This is a genomic window from Bacillus sp. GZB, from assembly GCF_001975995.1.
GTDB lineage: Bacteria > Bacillota > Bacilli > Bacillales > Bacillaceae > Bacillus > Bacillus velezensis.
In genome coordinates this window covers 616095-632801 of the sequence record NZ_MTQG01000010.1, presented here as the reverse complement: position 1 = coordinate 632801, position 16707 = coordinate 616095, and the positions used below count along the sequence as shown (strand labels likewise).

Annotated in this window: 18 protein-coding genes; 8 read left to right on the top strand and 10 right to left on the bottom strand. The window is 45.5% G+C overall.

What is annotated here, in order from left to right; all coding sequences use genetic code 11:
* Positions 1-97: 97 nt before the first annotated feature.
* Positions 98-736: a YkyA family protein gene (locus tag BXO87_RS03605; RefSeq protein WP_032864631.1), complete on the bottom strand. Its 639-nt coding sequence runs from the start codon at positions 734-736 to the stop codon at positions 98-100.
* A 246-nt stretch (positions 737-982) separates the two neighbouring features.
* Here BXO87_RS03605 and BXO87_RS03600 point away from each other — a divergent pair, with 246 nt between their 5' ends.
* Both BXO87_RS03600 and def read left to right on the top strand, forming a co-directional pair.
* On the top strand, positions 983-1162 hold the full coding sequence (locus tag BXO87_RS03600; protein ID WP_007409651.1) for a YjcZ family sporulation protein: 180 nt from the start codon (positions 983-985) through the stop codon (positions 1160-1162).
* A 112-nt stretch (positions 1163-1274) separates the two neighbouring features.
* Positions 1275-1829: a peptide deformylase gene (gene def, locus BXO87_RS03595; protein WP_003154544.1), complete on the top strand. Its 555-nt coding sequence runs from the start codon at positions 1275-1277 to the stop codon at positions 1827-1829.
* 34 nt (positions 1830-1863) lie between these two features.
* Here def and BXO87_RS03590 read toward each other — a convergent pair whose 3' ends face one another.
* A complete protein-coding gene (locus BXO87_RS03590; protein WP_038457875.1) occupies positions 1864-2637 on the bottom strand; it encodes a Cof-type HAD-IIB family hydrolase in 774 nt (257 codons plus the stop codon).
* A 354-nt stretch (positions 2638-2991) separates the two neighbouring features.
* Here BXO87_RS03590 and BXO87_RS03580 point away from each other — a divergent pair, with 354 nt between their 5' ends.
* Positions 2992-3201, top strand: coding sequence for a DNA-dependent RNA polymerase subunit epsilon (locus tag BXO87_RS03580; RefSeq protein WP_007611152.1), 210 nt, complete (start codon positions 2992-2994; stop codon positions 3199-3201).
* A gap of 5 nt (positions 3202-3206) precedes the next feature.
* Positions 3207-4874: a ribonuclease J1 gene (rnjA, locus tag BXO87_RS03575; protein ID WP_007611151.1), complete on the top strand. Its 1668-nt coding sequence runs from the start codon at positions 3207-3209 to the stop codon at positions 4872-4874.
* A gap of 34 nt (positions 4875-4908) precedes the next feature.
* Here the strand turns inward: rnjA and ade are convergent, their stop codons facing one another.
* From ade to BXO87_RS03550, 5 genes are all read right to left on the bottom strand, one after another.
* Positions 4909-6642: an adenine deaminase gene (ade, locus tag BXO87_RS03570; protein WP_038457873.1), complete on the bottom strand. Its 1734-nt coding sequence runs from the start codon at positions 6640-6642 to the stop codon at positions 4909-4911.
* Between the two features lie 148 nt (positions 6643-6790).
* Positions 6791-7456, bottom strand: coding sequence for a Ktr system potassium transporter KtrC (gene ktrC / locus BXO87_RS03565; RefSeq protein WP_038457872.1), 666 nt, complete (start codon positions 7454-7456; stop codon positions 6791-6793).
* 40 nt (positions 7457-7496) lie between these two features.
* Complete coding sequence (locus BXO87_RS03560) at positions 7497-8324, bottom strand: gamma-glutamylcyclotransferase family protein (protein ID WP_038457871.1); 828 nt, start codon at positions 8322-8324, stop codon at positions 7497-7499.
* Position 8325: 1 nt separating this feature from the next.
* Positions 8326-9630: an ATP-binding protein gene (locus tag BXO87_RS03555; RefSeq protein ID WP_032874761.1), complete on the bottom strand. Its 1305-nt coding sequence runs from the start codon at positions 9628-9630 to the stop codon at positions 8326-8328.
* Positions 9631-9802: 172 nt separating this feature from the next.
* Complete coding sequence (locus tag BXO87_RS03550; protein ID WP_003154557.1) at positions 9803-10087, bottom strand: AbrB/MazE/SpoVT family DNA-binding domain-containing protein; 285 nt, start codon at positions 10085-10087, stop codon at positions 9803-9805.
* 271 nt (positions 10088-10358) lie between these two features.
* Between BXO87_RS03550 and mreBH the strand changes: the two genes are divergently transcribed.
* From mreBH to BXO87_RS03535, 3 genes are all read left to right on the top strand, one after another.
* A complete protein-coding gene (gene mreBH / locus BXO87_RS03540; RefSeq protein ID WP_038460721.1) occupies positions 10359-11366 on the top strand; it encodes a cell shape-determining protein MreBH in 1008 nt (335 codons plus the stop codon).
* Positions 11367-11437: 71 nt separating this feature from the next.
* On the top strand, positions 11438-11572 hold the full coding sequence (locus BXO87_RS20450) for a protein YkpC (protein ID WP_003154559.1): 135 nt from the start codon (positions 11438-11440) through the stop codon (positions 11570-11572).
* 100 nt (positions 11573-11672) lie between these two features.
* Positions 11673-12905 (top strand): aminopeptidase, encoded by a 1233-nt coding sequence (locus BXO87_RS03535; protein ID WP_038457870.1) that lies wholly within the window; start codon positions 11673-11675, stop codon positions 12903-12905.
* 30 nt (positions 12906-12935) lie between these two features.
* On the opposite strand, the gene BXO87_RS03530 is transcribed toward BXO87_RS03535, so the two are convergent.
* Positions 12936-13844 carry a ketopantoate reductase family protein gene (locus BXO87_RS03530; protein WP_038457869.1) on the bottom strand — a complete coding sequence of 303 codons (909 nt, stop codon included), beginning with the start codon at positions 13842-13844 and terminating at the stop codon, positions 12936-12938.
* Between the two features lie 112 nt (positions 13845-13956).
* Positions 13957-15576: an ABC-F family ATP-binding cassette domain-containing protein gene (locus tag BXO87_RS03525; protein ID WP_007611134.1), complete on the bottom strand. Its 1620-nt coding sequence runs from the start codon at positions 15574-15576 to the stop codon at positions 13957-13959.
* Between the two features lie 161 nt (positions 15577-15737).
* On the opposite strand from BXO87_RS03525, the gene BXO87_RS03520 reads away from it, so the two are divergent.
* Entirely contained in the window at positions 15738-16007 is a 270-nt protein-coding gene (locus BXO87_RS03520; protein WP_020955755.1) for a hypothetical protein, read from the top strand.
* A gap of 37 nt (positions 16008-16044) precedes the next feature.
* Here the strand turns inward: BXO87_RS03520 and sipT are convergent, their stop codons facing one another.
* Positions 16045-16626: a signal peptidase I sipT gene (sipT, locus tag BXO87_RS03515; protein ID WP_007611132.1), complete on the bottom strand. Its 582-nt coding sequence runs from the start codon at positions 16624-16626 to the stop codon at positions 16045-16047.
* Positions 16627-16707: the final 81 nt, after the last annotated feature.

Sequence of the window (16707 nt, the reverse complement as noted above, 5' to 3'; positions counted from 1 at the left end):
AACACACGTATATACCAATTCTTCAGCCGCCTTTTTACAGGCGGCTGAACTCGGTTGTTATCAGTTCATCAGCCCATGCCGATATGCCTTCACTATACTATTTACGGAATAATAGTTCTTTCTCTTTGTTGTAGTCTTTAGTAAATTGATTGAACTCATCTGCTTGTTTATGCACCTTTTCGTAAACTGAGTTTACTTTGCTGATTTGCTCTTCCAGCTGCGCTAATGTGAGCTTTTTATCTTTAATCAGTTTATAAAGGTCCTTATCAAGTGAAATGGCTTTTTCGTACTTTTTGTACAAAAGATCATAAGATGCATACCTTTTCCCCATTAAAGCGACAGCATGCCCGGCTTTTTCTTTTACTTTCTTATCCTTTATTTCTTGAGAAGTTTTTTTTGCGGATTCAAACGCTTTTTTTGAATCATCAATACTGTCTTTTTCTGCTTTCAGATGTTTTTTTCGCTGATTTGCATTGCTCAGAGCCTGATCAGACAGTGTGACAATTTTCTGGTAATCATCCATATTCAGTTTAACCGCGCTGTCGTATAGCTGATGCTCTTTTTTCTCCAATTTTTCTAATGTTTTCTGCTCTTTTTGAAACGGTTTTTCCGCTTGAACGGCTTTTTCCATCGAGTCATGAAGCGATTCAACCGGATCTTTTCCCCCGCAGCCGGCAAGCAGCATACTTGCGGCGCCGAGCGCTCCGATTCCTGCTAATACCTTTTTTTGAATCATATTCACTTAAAATCCCCCAATCTTGACAATTTCCACTATAGAAGCCCGAACGCTTTTTGACAATAGCTGAGCTGTAATTGACATGACCGGGTAAAAAGACGCTTACGGTGCTGTCAAAGAATACTTGCATAAAAAATTGAGAAAACAGGGCGGATGACCATACATCTTTTTGGCTTTTACATAGTTTATAGTAGACGCCGGCCCTGCTGACAGAGGGTCAGCGTAATTAAAAGAGGAGGTTTTTTTATGTACGGATATGGATTTGGCGGCGGATTTGGCGGCGGTTGCTGCGGCGGCGGATATGGTTATGGCGGCGGTTACGGTTACGGCTGCGGCGGCGGTTACGGCCGCACATTCGCATTAATCGTCGTATTGTTTATCTTATTAATCATCGTCGGTGCCGCTTATTTAGGCTGCGGCTGCTGACCCTATACAACATGAACATCGGCCGGCCTGCTATGGCCGGCCAATTGTTTCGTTGCGCCGCGATAAAGAAATTCGCTATAATTTACATATTAAGCTTTAGGAGTGAAGTTTCTTGATTACTATGGAAAATATTGTACGCGACGGACATCCCGCGCTCAGAGAGATCGCTGAAGAAGTTCAGCTTCCCGCTTCTGACGAAGAAAAACAGCATCTTGCTGATATGATTGAGTTTGTGAAAAACAGCCAAAATCCTGAATTAGCCGAGAAATACAAGCTTCGTCCGGGCGTCGGCCTTGCCGCTCCCCAAACAGACGTAAAAAAACGGATGATCGCCGTCCATGCAGAAGATGCGAAAGGCACTTTATACAGCTATGCTCTTTTTAACCCTAAGATCGTCAGCCACTCAGTGGAAAAAAGCTACTTGACGAGCGGAGAAGGCTGCCTGTCGGTAGACGAACCCATTCCCGGCTATGTGCCGCGCTACGCCCGCATCCGCGTAAAGGCGGTGACGCTTGAAGGAGAACAGATTGACATCCGCCTCAAAGGTTTTCCGGCCATCGTGTTTCAGCACGAAATCGATCATCTGAACGGCGTGATGTTTTACGACCATATCGATAAAGAAAATCCGTTCAAAGAACCTGAAAACGCCATTGCCATTGACCGTTAAAAATAACCGGCACTTCCCAAAGTGCCGGTTTTCTTTATTTCAAAAGGCCCAGTTCTTTGACGGCCCAGCTGATTCCCTCTTCATCCACCGGCTTTGTGACGAAATCGGCGGCGGCTTTTAATTCCGGAACCGCATTTCCCATCGCCACCCCGGTGCCGACAAAACGGATCATCTCAAGGTCATTTAATCCGTCGCCGAATGCATAAGTGTCACTTACGCCGTACGGAAGCCGCTCAAGCACTCTTTTAATGCCTTCCGCTTTTGAACCGCCTTTCGGAAGCACATCCGTTGACAATTCGTGCCAGCGGACGTAATCAAACTCCGGAAAAGCGGCATATGCTTTTTCTTCATATCCGCGGCAGAATAAAAGCAGCTGATAAATTTCTTTTCCTTTATAAAAAGTTTCATCAACTTCGGGATAAGGCGCTTTCAGACTGCCGATTCCTTCCGAGACGTGCGGATGTCCGGGGACGGTCGTTTTCATCGTGTCTTCCGCCATAAATACGACGGGGTGCTCCCCTTCTGCCGCCTGCTCTAATAAACGCGCAACCGCATCTTCAGGAAGCGGATTTTTATAAATGACCTCACCTTCAAATACGACATACTGGCCGTTGTATGAAATAAATGATTCAATCTCAAGCTCTTCCAGAATCGGTTTTACCATAAACGGGGACCTTCCGCTGGCGATAAAAACGTGATGGCCAGCCTCTTTAAGCGCCTTCACGGCGTTTCTTGCGCTATCGGGAATATGTTTATCATGGTCATAGATCGTACCGTCAATATCAAAAAAGATCAGTTTTGGTTTCATGTCAATTTCTCCTTTTTCCCGTTTATCAGTCGTGTCTTTTTCAATATCATCATACAGAAAGTTTTTCTTCCGGAAAACCGCCTTGATGAAATTCCAGTTTTACCCACGAAAACAAATTCATTTTTTCCGCATACTACTGCTATAAAGGGCTTTAAAGGAGGTATACGATGCTGCGCCGGTTACGGAAGAAACTCAGAAGACAGTGGGGCGGAATGCTCCGGAAAAAAGTCATCGCGTAGAAGGGATCTTTCGGTTTTTGAAAGTCCCTTTTTTGCTCGAGACTTTCCTTATAATCCGTTTTCGAATATAATAGAATAAGCGAGTCTAACATACGGCATTTAAGGAGAGATTTGGATGATTTATAAGGTATTTTATCAAAAGAAGGCTGACGAAGTACCTGTTCGGGAAAAAACAGATTCACTTTACATTGAGGGCGTTTCAGAACGGGACGTCAGAACGAAACTGAAAGATCAGAAATACAACATTGAATTTGTTCAGCCTGTGGATGGTGCTTTTTTAGAATATGAGAAGCAGAGCGAAAATTTTAAAGTATTGGAGTTATGAGCGGAATGAAATTTGTAAAAAATGACCAGACTGCCGTTTTCGCCCTCGGCGGATTGGGCGAGATCGGAAAAAATACGTACGGGGTGCAGTTTCAGGATGAAATTGTACTGATTGATGCGGGAATCAAGTTCCCGGAAGATGAACTTCTCGGCATTGATTACGTAATCCCCGATTACACGTATTTAGTAAAAAATGAAGATAAAATTAAAGGTCTGTTTATCACCCACGGTCACGAAGACCATATCGGCGGTATTCCGTACCTGCTCAGACAAGTAAATATTCCCGTTTACGGCGGTAAACTCGCGATCGGCTTACTTCGGAATAAACTTGAAGAGCACGGGCTGTTAAGACAGACCAAATTAAACATCATCGGTGAAGACGACATCGTGAAGTTCCGCAAGACATCTGTATCCTTCTTCAGAACGACACACAGCATTCCGGATTCATACGGAATCGTCGTCAAAACACCGCCGGGCAATATCGTACATACCGGGGACTTTAAGTTCGATTTCACACCGGTAGGCGAACCGGCAAACTTGACAAAGATGGCTGAAATCGGGAAAGAAGGCGTTCTGTGCCTGCTTTCTGACAGTACAAACAGTGAGGTTCCTGATTTCACCATGTCAGAACGCCGCGTAGGCGAAAGCATTCACGATATTTTCCGAAAAGTGGACGGCAGAATTATATTTGCGACATTTGCTTCGAATATACACCGTCTTCAGCAGGTGATTGAAGCAGCCGTTTTAAAAGGCAGAAAAGTTGCCGTATTCGGACGCAGTATGGAATCGGCTATTGAAATCGGACAAAATCTCGGCTACATTACCTGTCCTAAAAATACGTTTATTGAGCATAACGAAATCAATCGTTTGCCTGCCAATAAAGTAACAATTTTATGTACGGGAAGCCAAGGTGAACCGATGGCGGCGTTATCACGCATCGCTAACGGGACGCACCGGCAGATTTCCATTAATCCCGGAGATACGGTCGTCTTTTCTTCCTCTCCGATTCCCGGAAACACAATCAGCGTAAGCCGCACCATCAACCAGCTGTACCGTGCGGGCGCAGAAGTCATTCACGGTTCATTGAATGACATTCATACATCCGGACACGGCGGACAGGAAGAGCAGAAATTAATGCTCCGCCTGATCAAACCGAAGTTCTTTATGCCGATTCACGGTGAGTACAGAATGCAGAAAATGCACGTCAAACTCGCGACTGATTGCGGTATACCTGAAGAAAACTGCTTTATCATGGATAATGGCGAAGTGCTGGCCCTCAAAGGCGAAGAAGCCGCTGTGGCAGGCAAAATTCCGTCCGGCTCCGTTTACATTGACGGAAGCGGAATCGGTGATATCGGCAATATCGTGCTCCGCGACCGCCGCATTCTTTCAGAAGAAGGCCTTGTTATCGTTGTTGTCAGCATCAATATGGACGACTTTAAGGTTTCGGCGGGGCCTGATTTAATCTCAAGAGGTTTTGTATACATGAGAGAATCCGGTGATTTGATCAATGACGCGCAGCAGCTCATTTCGAACCATTTGGAGAAAGTAATGGATCGGAAAACAACGCAGTGGTCCGAAATTAAAAACGAAATTACCGATACGCTTGCTCCGTTCCTATACGAAAAAACAAAACGCCGCCCGATGATCCTTCCGATCATTATGGAGGTCTAAAAAAAAACTGCACTCATTACGAGTGCAGTTTTTTTTATTGCAGCGGAATATGCTGAAAGGCTTTGACATCAAACAGACCGGCCGCTGTCATTTTAATATCCGGAATCACCGGAAGCGCTAAAAACGATAATGTGAGAAACGGATTGAAATCACCGGTGAATCCGAGCAGAGGAAGCTTTTCATGAAGCACGCCCAAGCTGTCATTGACCCATTCCGCCGACTTATCAGACAAAAGCCCGGCGATCGGAAGCGGAACGGAGTGAAGCAATTCTCCGTTTTTCACGGCAGTTAATCCTCCTCCGGTGTCACGGAGCCTGTTGATTGCTTTTGCCAAATCGGCATCGTTTGTACCGACAGCGATGATATTATGGGAATCGTGAGAAATGGTTGTGGCGATGGCGCCTTCTTTTAACCCGAACCCTTGTACAATCCCGAGTCCTATCATTTTTTCGCCGCTGTGCCGCTCTGCGACGGCGATTTTTAATAAATCATTTTCTGTATCAGGACGAAACGCGTCAGCAGACGGTGCAGGCACTTCTTTTTTTCTCGTCTCCAAATGATTCGGTATCATTTCGATTACATTCATTTTCTTGCCTTCTTGAATCGGTATATGAAAATCCGATTCAGTCAGCGGCGCTTTCAGCCGCACTGTATCCAACAGCGCCTGGTCTGGCGAATAGGAACCGGCAGACTGTTCATAAACCGTGCGTCCGTTCTCGGCAACGGTCCGGCCGGCGACCATAGTCTTCGTGACGGCAGCCTCCCGTACATCTGAAATGAACAGCAGATCTGCGTCAAAACCCGGCGCTACCGCCCCTTTTGTTTCAAGGCCGTAGCACTCAGCCGCATTTAAGCTGGCGAGCTGATACGCAAGGAATGGATCAAGTCCCGCCTTTATCGCCATTTTGACTTGGTGGTTCACACTTCCTTCTGAAAGCAGGTCATCTACATGCTTATCATCCGTGCAAAAGAAAAAGCGCCGCGCGTTTTTTTCATTCACCGCCGGCAGCACATTGAGCGTATTTTTTGCCACCGATCCTTCGCGCAGCATGACATACATTCCCCGTCTGATTCTGTCCAGTGCTTCTTCTTTTGTCGTCACTTCATGATCATTTGACACCATTGCGGTTCTGTATATATTGATGATATCTGAAGACAGTCCGGCTAAATGCCCGTCGATCCGTTTTCCGTGACGCTTGGCATCAAGCAGTTTCTGAAGCATATCCTCTTCACCTTCCGCAACAGACACATAATCCATTACTTCCGCAAGTCCGAGCACCTCTTTCTCCTGATAAAAAGGCTTTAAATCCTCGGCTTTTAATACGGCTCCTGAGCGTTCAAAGCTAGCGGCGGGAACACAGGAAGGAAGCATGAAACGGATGTTCAGCGGCGCCTTTTTCGCCTGCTCTATCATAAAAGAAATGCCTTTTGCTCCGGAAACGTTCGCAATTTCGTGAGGATCAGTAATGACAGTAGTCACTCCGTGTGGGAGGACAGCTTTAGCAAATTCAATCGGAGTAACCATAGAGGACTCGATATGAACATGTCCGTCAATAAAGCCCGGAACGATCATTTGACCTTCTGCATCAATGACTTCTTCCCCTTCATATTCGCCCAGCCCGACGATCACTCCGCCCGTAATGGCGATATCTGCAGAAATCCATTCCTGGTTAAATACATCCATGATTTTTCCGTTTTTAATGACGGTATCGGCTTTTTGTCTGCCGGCTGATGCATTCAGCCGTTCAGCCAGTGTTTCTTTGTTCAAAATGAGGCCTCCTCTTTTTCTTTATATGGTACAATATGCTATCGGATCGCCTGATCATAGTCAATAAAAATTGCGGAAAATACCGCTTACATGATAAATGTCTTTCTATTCTGACATAATAAAAGACCGTCCTTTTACGGACGGCTTTTCACTTTGTATGAAGCACTCTTTTTTCAAATCGGGAAATGTCCGTAAGAGAGCCGATAACGATGAGAATATCTTCTTTTTGGATCATTTCAGTCGCCAGGGGAGATACGATCACTTCTTTTTCTCTCTTGATGGCCACGATATTAATGCCGTACTTCGCCCGGATGTCCAGATCAAGCAGTGTGTTGCCCGCAAGCCTGCTGTTGGCCACGATCTCCACAATGCTGTGTTCGTCGGACAGCTCCAAATAATCAAGCACATTATTTGATACGATGTTGTGGGCGATGCGTTTTGCCATGTCACGTTCAGGATGGACGATGTGGTCGGCCCCGATTTTCGCAAGCACTTTCTCATGATAATCGTTCTGCGCTTTAACCGTGATCGTGTTCACGCCGAGTTCCTTTAAGATCAGCGTCGTTAAAATGCTCGCCTGTATATTTTCGCCGATTGCCACAATGACGTGGTCAAAGTTGCGCAGCCCTAAGTTTTTCAGCACTGATTCATCGGTTGAATCGCCGATGACCGCGTGTGATGCGATTTTGGCGTATTCATTTACTTTATCTTCATCAATATCCATCGCCATGACCTCAAGGCCTTCTTCACTTAATGCTTTGCAAATACTTCCGCCGAAGCGTCCGAGACCGATAACGGCAAACTCTTTTTTCATAACAGTACTCCTTTAAACAATATCTCTAATAGGAATAGTATCACATTTTCGGCAATGAGTTCATATAGCGTTTAAGCTTTTCTGAAAAGGCGGGCGATAAATACAGGTCCGCTCCGCGTTCGATTTCTTCCTGGTAGTGACCCGGAGGCGCAATTTCCTCAGCTTTATCAAGAACGAGAAACGTCAGGACGCCTCTGTATACACGGCCGCCGGCACACACTTCCATGAACGCGGGACGGTATGTGTGGTTATCAACACCTTCTCTTTTGTACAGATAGGTTGCCGCTTCAAACGGAAGCTTGTACAGCACGCCTTCAGTTCGTCCCCCATCTTCAACAAGATCGGCTCTGGAACCGTCAGGACGCCTTAACGTGAATCTCGTCGAATACCCTTCAACAACCGCCCCTCCGACCGGCTCGGCAAAAAAGTGATCGACCCCCGCCTGTTTAAACCGGGCATTGTCCATACAGGAGCCGTATGCGAAATAATAAACCGGACTGTCATCCTCCCGTTTCATAAAACGGTATTCTTTCCAGTCTCCGCTTTTGATACGGCTGAATGAGGCACACTGGTCGGGCTTTACGACATATGCGAAGGCGGTTTTATTCCCGGCATCCGTCGTCACGGCAACCTCTTTCCGATCAAAATCAGCATAATACGCATCCAGCTTACGGATCATCTGATGATCTGTTTCATACAATTCCCCGTACACAAAAGCTGTTTCTGCTAAAGACGCCGCAGGCTGACCTTTATCCGTTTCGTACAGCACGGCGTTTATCGCAGCCTGCTCGCACACACACGGAGCGCCTTTCAGCAGTTCATGGTTTTCTTCACGCTTCCGTAACAAACCGTATACAAAAAGAAGCAAGTTATTTTTCCTCCTTTTGGACAGCAGCCGCTTCTAACGGCAGAATCACCTGAAACGTACTGCCTTCTCCATTTTTGCTCTTAATGTTAAGTTTACCATTATGCTCCTTCAGAATTCGTAAACAAATCGGAAGACCGAGACCCGTTCCCTGATCTTTTGTTGAGAAAAACGGTTTCCCGATGTTTTCAAGCTTTTCTTTCGACATGCCGTTTCCTTCATCCTGTATGCTGATCACCGCGTATTCTTCATCCCGTTTTGTATAAATATGAATATTCCCGCCGTCAGGCATCGCTTCAATTGCATTTTTAATAATATTGATAAATACCTGTTTCAGCTGGTTTTCGTCACCGTTGACCATACAGGACTCAGTCTGCCTGAAATCCTTCTCAATCACAGTGTTCGACAGCACCGCGTTCGTGTCAAGAAGCGTCGCCACCTGCCGCAAAATATGGTTGAGATGATGAGCGGTAAACGTCACGGTCTGCGGCTTGGCGAGCAGAAGCAGCTCCCCCAGCACGAGGTCAATTCTTTTAATCTCCGAAAAAATAATATCAAAATAATCCGTTCTTTCCGGATACTGGGCTTTCATCAGCTGGAGAAAGCCGCTGACTGACGTTAAAGGATTTCTTACTTCATGGGCGATTCCTGCCGCAAGCTCCCCGGCAATGGCCAGCTTTTGAGATTGCATGGCGAGGCGTTCGTTCGTTTCCAGAAGCTCGTCGACCGCTTTTTTCCGTTCACTGATATCAGACATCGTCCCCAGGCTTCCGACAAATTTCTGTCTGCGGTCATAATACAGCTTATAATGGACTTCTCCCCAAAAGATCGTGCCGTCTCTTTTAATATATTTGGCCGTAAACATTCCTGACGGGGACTGCTGCTTGATTTGGGAGATAATATAATCAATGATATGTTTTTCTTTTATAAAATAATCATTATACATCGTGCCCATACATTCGCTGATGGAGTGGCCCGTAATCGCCGTCCAGGCCTGATTCAAATATGTAATATTCCCTTGTGCATCCGTCTGAAAAACGATTTCCTGCAGATTGTCCATGATCCGGTTTTTCTCATCTGAAAGCGCCTTTGCTTTCTGCTCGCTGTCCTTCAGCTCCGCCAGCAGCTGCTTTTTATTATCCACATAATAAGCCAGCAGCCAGACGCTGATTAATGTGACGGCGGTAAAGGTGATGTCAACGGGCCAGTTAATCGGATTCCGTTCAATCATATAAAATAAATAATCCCAAAACATAATAAAAATCATTGCCAAGATTAAGGAAATGATACGCGCTTGATATTTTCCCATAGTCCCACCTGCCGCTAGCATTTCTACATATATTGTAACATTGTTGACTGCATTATTGACTAAAAAATGATAACTATTCCCAATTAATTGAGCAGGTTCGCTTACTTTTCCCGTGAGTTTTTGCACAAGTTCATAATAAAAGGACGGAATGATGCTCCGCCCTTTTTGCTGATTATGATCTATCTTTTAACGCTTCCTCGATTTCCTCAAGCAGCATTTTCGCTCCTTCAGGACTTAAAATAATTTTGCCGTTGCCGTACTCCTGATTTTCGGGAGTAATTTCCCCCGTCATTAAGCAAATGCCGTGCGGCTTGTATTTTTTTAAGACAATTTTGTCTCCGTCAACGAAAAATTCAATACTATCTTTAATAGCGATATCCAATGCTCTTCTCAATTCAATCGGCATGACAATACGCCCGAGTTCGTCTACTTTTCTTACTACACCAATCGATTTCATAGAAATCCCCTACTTCCTTTAATGTCTCTTCTTTATGTCCAAGGAAAATCCTTCATAAACGTAGACGAAAGAAACGGAGCAAAAGTTTCTCAGCATCCGGAACTGAATGTTTTTTTACAAAAAGAAAATCCTTTTGAAATATGGGATACAGACTTTCCCTCCTTTTTTACAAAAACATTTCATTCCCGGCGGAAACCCCCAAAAATCGTGGTTTTTCTCAGAAACTTTAAATGTAGAATCAATTAAATCAGGATAGGGATTGGGTGAAAACATGTTTCAATCAACTGAGATCGGAATCGACTTAGGAACCGCTAATATACTTGTTTACAGTAAAAATAAAGGAATTATTTTAAACGAGCCTTCAGTTGTCGCTGTAGATACAACAACGAAAGCGGTGCTTGCCATCGGAACGGATGCCAAAAACATGATCGGAAAGACGCCGGGGAAAATCGTCGCCGTACGGCCGATGAAAGACGGTGTCATTGCTGATTATGATATGACAACTGACTTATTAAAACACATTATGAAAAAAGCCGGAAAAAAAATCGGAATGACCTTCCGCAAACCGAATGTCGTCGTCTGCACGCCTTCAGGCTCAACAGCCGTTGAACGCCGCGCCATCAGTGACGCTGTCAAAAACTGCGGAGCGAAAAACGTTCACTTGATTGAAGAACCCGTAGCCGCTGCAATCGGGGCCGATCTCCCTGTTGACGAGCCGGTCGCAAACGTCGTCGTAGATATCGGCGGCGGTACGACTGAAGTCGCAATCATCTCATTCGGGGGCGTCGTATCCTGCCATTCGATCAGAATCGGCGGCGACCAGCTTGATGAAGATATCGCCTCGTTCGTCAGAAAAAAATACAACCTGCTGATCGGGGAACGTACGGCAGAACAAGTGAAAATGGAAATCGGCTTTGCATTGATCGAACATGTGCCGGAAACGATGGAAATCCGCGGGCGTGACCTTGTAACCGGTCTGCCGAAGACAATCAGACTGCAGTCTAATGAAATTCAGCAGGCGATGCGTGAGTCGCTCCTGCATATTCTTGAAGCGATCAGAGCGACCCTTGAAGATTGCCCGCCGGAGCTCAGCGGTGATATCGTTGACCGCGGCGTCGTGTTAACCGGCGGAGGCTCCCTTTTAAACGGGATGAAAGAATGGCTGACAGATGAAATCGTCGTTCCCGTTCATTTGGCGGCAAATCCGCTTGAATCAGTGGCTATCGGCACGGGGCGTTCATTAGACGTCATCGACAAGCTGCAAAAAGCAATTAAATAATAAGATTGTGCTTCTTTTTTCTCCAGCCGGCTCATATTGTGAGAACTGGAGAAACATTAAGGAGGAAGCATATGCTTAGAGATGTGGGAAGACGCGTAGCAGTAGCCGTCATTTTAAGCGGAATTATTTTGGGGGGTATGAGCATTTCACTGGCCAATATGCCCCATTCTCCGGCCGGCGGCGCCGTAAAACTGAATCACCCGTAAAGACGCAGCAAAAGCTGTGTCTTTTTCGTTTGTGCTCCTTTCTTTCCTTTATGAGGCGATATTTGATATGATGAGAAAAACCGATGAGGAGGAATGAACGATGAGTTCGTTTACTGAAAAGTTACATACATATGCTCAGCTGGCGGTAGAAGTCGGCGTCAATGTCCAAAAAGGACAGCATGTCGTAATCAATGCCTCAACTGATGTTAGGGAACTTGTCAGACTGCTTGCCAAACATTCTTATGAAAAAGGCGCAAAAAACGTCACCGTAAATTGGCAGGACGATGAACTGTCCAGATTAAAATACGAGATGGCACCGTTTGAAGCGTTTGAAGAGTATCCTGAATGGGAAGCAAAAGGAAAAGAAGAGCTCGCGAAAAAAGGGGCTGCGTTTATTTCTGTCGTCTCATCCGACCCCGACCTGTTAAAAGGCACTGACGGCAAACGGATTGCAGCGTTCCAAAAAGCCGCCGGAAAAGCATTGCATACATACAGACAATATATTCAATCAGATAAGGTCAGCTGGACGGTGATCGGAGCCGCTTCAACAGGCTGGGCGAAAAAAGTGTTCCCGGATCAGCCGGAAGAAACAGCCGTTCAGCTTTTATGGGAAGAAATTTTCAAAACGACCCGCGTAAATGAAGAAAACCCTGTGGAAGCATGGAAAAAACATGATCAAAACCTTCATGAAAAAGTGGAACACTTAAACAAAAAACATTACAGCGCCCTGCATTATCAGGCTGAAGGAACAGACTTAACCATTGAACTGCCGAAAAAACATGTATGGGCAGGCGCGGGAAGCGTGAATGAGAGCGGGCACGAATTCATGGCCAACATGCCGACAGAAGAGGTTTTCACCCTCCCGCAGCGTGACGGAGTGAACGGCACGGTTTCCAGCACGAAACCCCTGAGCTACGGCGGCAACATTATTGATAACTTCACTCTTACCTTTGAAAACGGCCGCATTGTCGATGTGAAAGCTGAAAAAGGCGAGGAGATTTTAAAAGGCATCGTCGAAACCGATGAAGGCTCACACTATCTCGGAGAAGTGGCCTTAGTGCCGTACGATTCACCGATTTCACAATCAAATATTTTATTTTACAACACACTGTACGATGAAAACGCCTCTAACCACTTGGCGATCGGCAGTGCGTATGCCTTTAATATTGAGGGCGGCAAAAAAATGACACGGGAAGAGCTTGTCAAAGAGGGCTTAAATGAAAGCATTACACACGTAGATTTTATGGTCGGTTCCAAAGACATGAATATTGACGGCATTACGGCGGACGGCAAAAGAGAACCGATCTTCAGAAACGGAAACTGGGCATTTTAATAAAAAAAGGAGGCGCTTAGGCCTCCTTTTTTATTTCGCTTCATACATTTGCAAGTTGGCGCAGACGGTTTCCAAAACAGGTGTATCAACGGACAAGCCTTTCGCTTTCTCAAGCAAAAATCCGTGTAAATGATCACCTTCCGTCACCCTGCCCTTTTCCATATCTCTCAGCATCGACGATTTCATATGGTAAGACATGCTTGTCAATGTGCGATAACTCTCTTCTTCCAGACCAGGATCTTTCGGGATGCCGGCAGCCTTGAAAATGGCTCCGATTTCAGCAAAGAGGCGCTTTGCCGTTTTGCGGCCGCCTTCTGTTTCTAAAATCGGTCCGACCGGCTGTTGAAACAGAGTGGTCACTCCCGCCTGCGCGGCAATAAACATATATTTTTTCCAAATGTCCTTTTCAATATCCCGGCTGATGATGACATCCGCTTTCACACCTGCAAATGCGTTTTCCAGCTCATTCATACGTTCCGTGCGTTCCCCGTTCCATTCACCGAAAACAAAGCGGTGGGCAGCGCTCGTATGAAGAATGTCCCCTTTGTCGTTAAGGGCGCTCTCAATAAAGCAGAGGCCGCCCAGCACCTGCCGTTTTGAAAAAGCTTCAAACAGCTGGTTATAGTGCCTGTATCCGTTTAAAAAAGGAATAATGACCGACGAAGGTTTGACAAACGGTTTGACATCCCGAATGACGTCCTGCAAAGAATACGCTTTTGAAGCGATGATAACCGCGTCAAATGCTGCTTCTTCGCCCGCCATCATTAATTTCGGCTTAATTGAAATATCACCTTTTGCACTTTTGACGGTCAAACCCGTTTCTTGTAATTGTTCCGCCCGTTTCTTGCGGACGAGAAACGTAACGTCATTTCCCTTCTCTGCAAGACGTGCGCCGATATAACCGCCCACTCCTCCAGCTCCGACAACTAAAAAATTCATGATGCATTCCTCCGTCTCTTTTCAAGTTATGTATTCATTTATTGTAACGGGAAGTCAGAAGATTGAAAACTTTTTTCATAAATAAAAAAGCAGAGTCTCCCCTGCTTCTTTATTACGCGTATAGCTCTTCAAGCTTTTTCTGTACATCCGCGTTTTCAAGAAATTCGTCATAAGACATTTGTTTGTCAACAATGCCTTTAGGCGTTAATTCAATAATGCGATTGGCAATTGTCTGTACAAACTGATGGTCATGAGATGAAAACAGCATAGCGCCTTTAAAGCTGATTAAGCCGTTGTTAAGCGCCGTAATGGATTCCAAATCTAAGTGGTTGGTCGGTTCATCCAGAATTAAGATATTCGCGCCGGAAAGCATCGCTTTTGAAAGCATGCAGCGCACTTTTTCTCCTCCGGAAAGGACGTTTGATTTTTTGTTGACTTCTTCTCCTGAGAACAGCATGCGCCCTAAGAAACCGCGCAGAAAGCTTTCGCTTTGGTCATGTGGCGAGTATTGGCGGAGCCAGTCAACAAGGTTCGCGTCGCTGCCGTCAAAGTATTCGCTGTTGTCTTTAGGGAAGTACGCCTGAGAAGTGGTCACGCCCCATTTAAATGTGCCGCTGTCTGCTTCCATTTCCCCGGAAATGATTTTAAACAATGTCGTAACGGCAAGTTCGTTGCGGCCCGTAAAAGCGATTTTATCTTCTCTGTTCATAATAAAGCTGACGTTATCAAGCACTTTTACCCCGTCAATCGTTTTTGTTAAGCCTTCAACCCGCAGCACGTCATTTCCGATCTCGCGTTCCGGCGTGAAATTGACATAAGGATAACGGCGTGATGACGGTTTGATATCATCAAGCGTGATTTTATCAAGGAGTTTCTTTCTTGATGTCGCCTGCTTTGATTTAGAGGCGTTGGCGCTGAATCTGGCCACGAACTCCTGAAGCTGTTTAATCTGCTCTTCTTTTTTCTTGTTGGCTTCCTGAGAAAGCTTTAAAGCAAGCTGGCTGGATTCATACCAGAAATCATAGTTGCCGACGTACACTTGAATTTTATTAAAATCAAGATCGGCGATGTGCGTGCACACTTTATTTAAAAAGTGACGGTCATGGGATACGACGATGACTGTGTTCTCAAAGTTGATTAAAAACTCTTCCAGCCACTGAATCGCTTTCAGATCCAAGTGGTTGGTCGGTTCATCAAGCAGCAGAACGTCCGGCTTGCCGAACAGCGCCTGTGCCAAAAGCACTTTCACCTTTTCTGAACCGCCTAAGTCCGCCATTTTCTTCGTATGCAGGTCTTCAGAGATGCCCAGACCCTTTAACAAAATAGCGGCTTCACTTTCAGCTTCCCATCCGTTTAATTCCGCAAACTCTCCTTCAAGCTCAGCGGCGCGGATGCCGTCTTCATCTGAAAAATCAGGCTTCATATAAATCGCGTCTTTTTCCTGCATGACTTCGTATAAACGTTTATGTCCCATAATGACGACTTTCAGCACTTCGAACTCTTCATATTCAAAGTGGTTCTGCTTCAGAATGGCAAGACGTTCCCCCGGGCTCATATGGACATCGCCGGTCTGCGGCTCCAGCTCACCGGATAAAATTTTCAAAAATGTTGATTTTCCGGCACCGTTTGCGCCTATTAATCCGTAGCAGTTGCCCGGCGTAAATTTAATATTGACATCTTCAAATAACTTGCGATCCGCAAAACGCAAGCTCACATTATTTACAGCAATCATTTAGAATCCTCCATCGTGTCTATCATCATTAAAAGTATACCATGAATAAAGGGGAAGAGAAATGTTTCCCTGCGAATATACGGGTTTGAAAGATGCAGGCGTCAAACCCGGAGCGCTGTGATACAATAGATATATATACATACTCATCACGGAGGAACAAGTTGAAGCTTTTAACACTCACAGAATACTGTCTTATGATTTTCTTCACCGGGGTTTTTCTGGCCGTCACAGGCTTTACGGCCCGTGACATCGGCTTGTACGTCGGAATCGCCCTCATTTATACGTTTTCGCATCTCTTTTCAAAACGGATGCTTGAAAAACGCGGCAAAGAGAAGCAGCAGGTGAATCTTTTTTTCAGCGTTCTGGCCATTGTCGGATCAGTGCTGGCCACGGTATTGTTCATCGCCGTCGCCGCCTCGTTTGCCAAATAAAAAACGCCTGCTGTCCGAATCGGGCAGCGCGGCGTTTTTATTTTGTCTGACGCATATCATGAAACGGGAAGAACACAAACTTCGAGGTGCCGACGATCCGTTTTTCGGCAATTAAACCGAGTCCGTTCCGGCTGTCCATTGAGTTCAGCCGATTGTCGCCCATGACGAAGTATTTGCCTTTCGGAACCTTTACGGGGCCGAAATCTCCCGTCAGGTTGACTCCCAGTTTTTTCGCTTCTTTTTTATTGCTCGCGAGGTACGGTTCATCGATTTTTTTGCCGTTTATATAAAGTGTGTCATTTTTCATTTCCACCGTTTCTCCGGGTTTTCCGATGAGCCGCTTTACATAATGGACTTTCGATGTATCGCCGTTAATAATGACGATGTCCCCCCGCTCGATTTCTCCGATATAATTGACGCTTTTGTTGACAAACAGCCTTTCACCGTCATGTAATGTCGGGTACATTGATGATCCTTCCACTAAGTACGGTTCAAATAGGAAATGGCGGATTAAAAGCGCAAGAGCGACCGCTATAATGATGGCCTTTCCCCATTCCCAATACGTGTTGGATTTTCTTTTTACCGATTTTTCAGAAGTAGGTTTTTGTTCTTCAGTCAACGTGGTTCCTCCTAGACGATCACTGTTACGGTTTCATGTACTATCTTTACTTTATCACAACTCATCACAAAATACATAACG

Bases quoted from the DNA above. Each gene is read 5' to 3' on its own strand.
- BXO87_RS03530 (WP_038457869.1), bottom strand. From the start codon at position 13,844: ATGAATTTTTTAGTTGTCGGAGCTGGAGGAGTGGGCGGTTATATCGGC.
- BXO87_RS20450 (WP_003154559.1), top strand. From the start codon at position 11,438: ATGCTTAGAGATGTGGGAAGACGCGTAGCAGTAGCCGTCATTTTAAGC.
- BXO87_RS03600 (WP_007409651.1), top strand. From the start codon at position 983: ATGTACGGATATGGATTTGGCGGCGGATTTGGCGGCGGTTGCTGCGGC.
- rnjA (WP_007611151.1), top strand. From the start codon at position 3,207: ATGAAATTTGTAAAAAATGACCAGACTGCCGTTTTCGCCCTCGGCGGA.
- BXO87_RS03535 (WP_038457870.1), top strand. From the start codon at position 11,673: ATGAGTTCGTTTACTGAAAAGTTACATACATATGCTCAGCTGGCGGTA.
- BXO87_RS03525 (WP_007611134.1), bottom strand. From the start codon at position 15,576: ATGATTGCTGTAAATAATGTGAGCTTGCGTTTTGCGGATCGCAAGTTA.
- BXO87_RS03605 (WP_032864631.1), bottom strand. From the start codon at position 736: ATGATTCAAAAAAAGGTATTAGCAGGAATCGGAGCGCTCGGCGCCGCA.
- BXO87_RS03555 (WP_032874761.1), bottom strand. From the start codon at position 9,630: ATGGGAAAATATCAAGCGCGTATCATTTCCTTAATCTTGGCAATGATT.
- mreBH (WP_038460721.1), top strand. From the start codon at position 10,359: ATGTTTCAATCAACTGAGATCGGAATCGACTTAGGAACCGCTAATATA.
- BXO87_RS03550 (WP_003154557.1), bottom strand. From the start codon at position 10,087: ATGAAATCGATTGGTGTAGTAAGAAAAGTAGACGAACTCGGGCGTATT.
- BXO87_RS03590 (WP_038457875.1), bottom strand. From the start codon at position 2,637: ATGAAACCAAAACTGATCTTTTTTGATATTGACGGTACGATCTATGAC.
- BXO87_RS03580 (WP_007611152.1), top strand. From the start codon at position 2,992: ATGATTTATAAGGTATTTTATCAAAAGAAGGCTGACGAAGTACCTGTT.
- ktrC (WP_038457872.1), bottom strand. From the start codon at position 7,456: ATGAAAAAAGAGTTTGCCGTTATCGGTCTCGGACGCTTCGGCGGAAGT.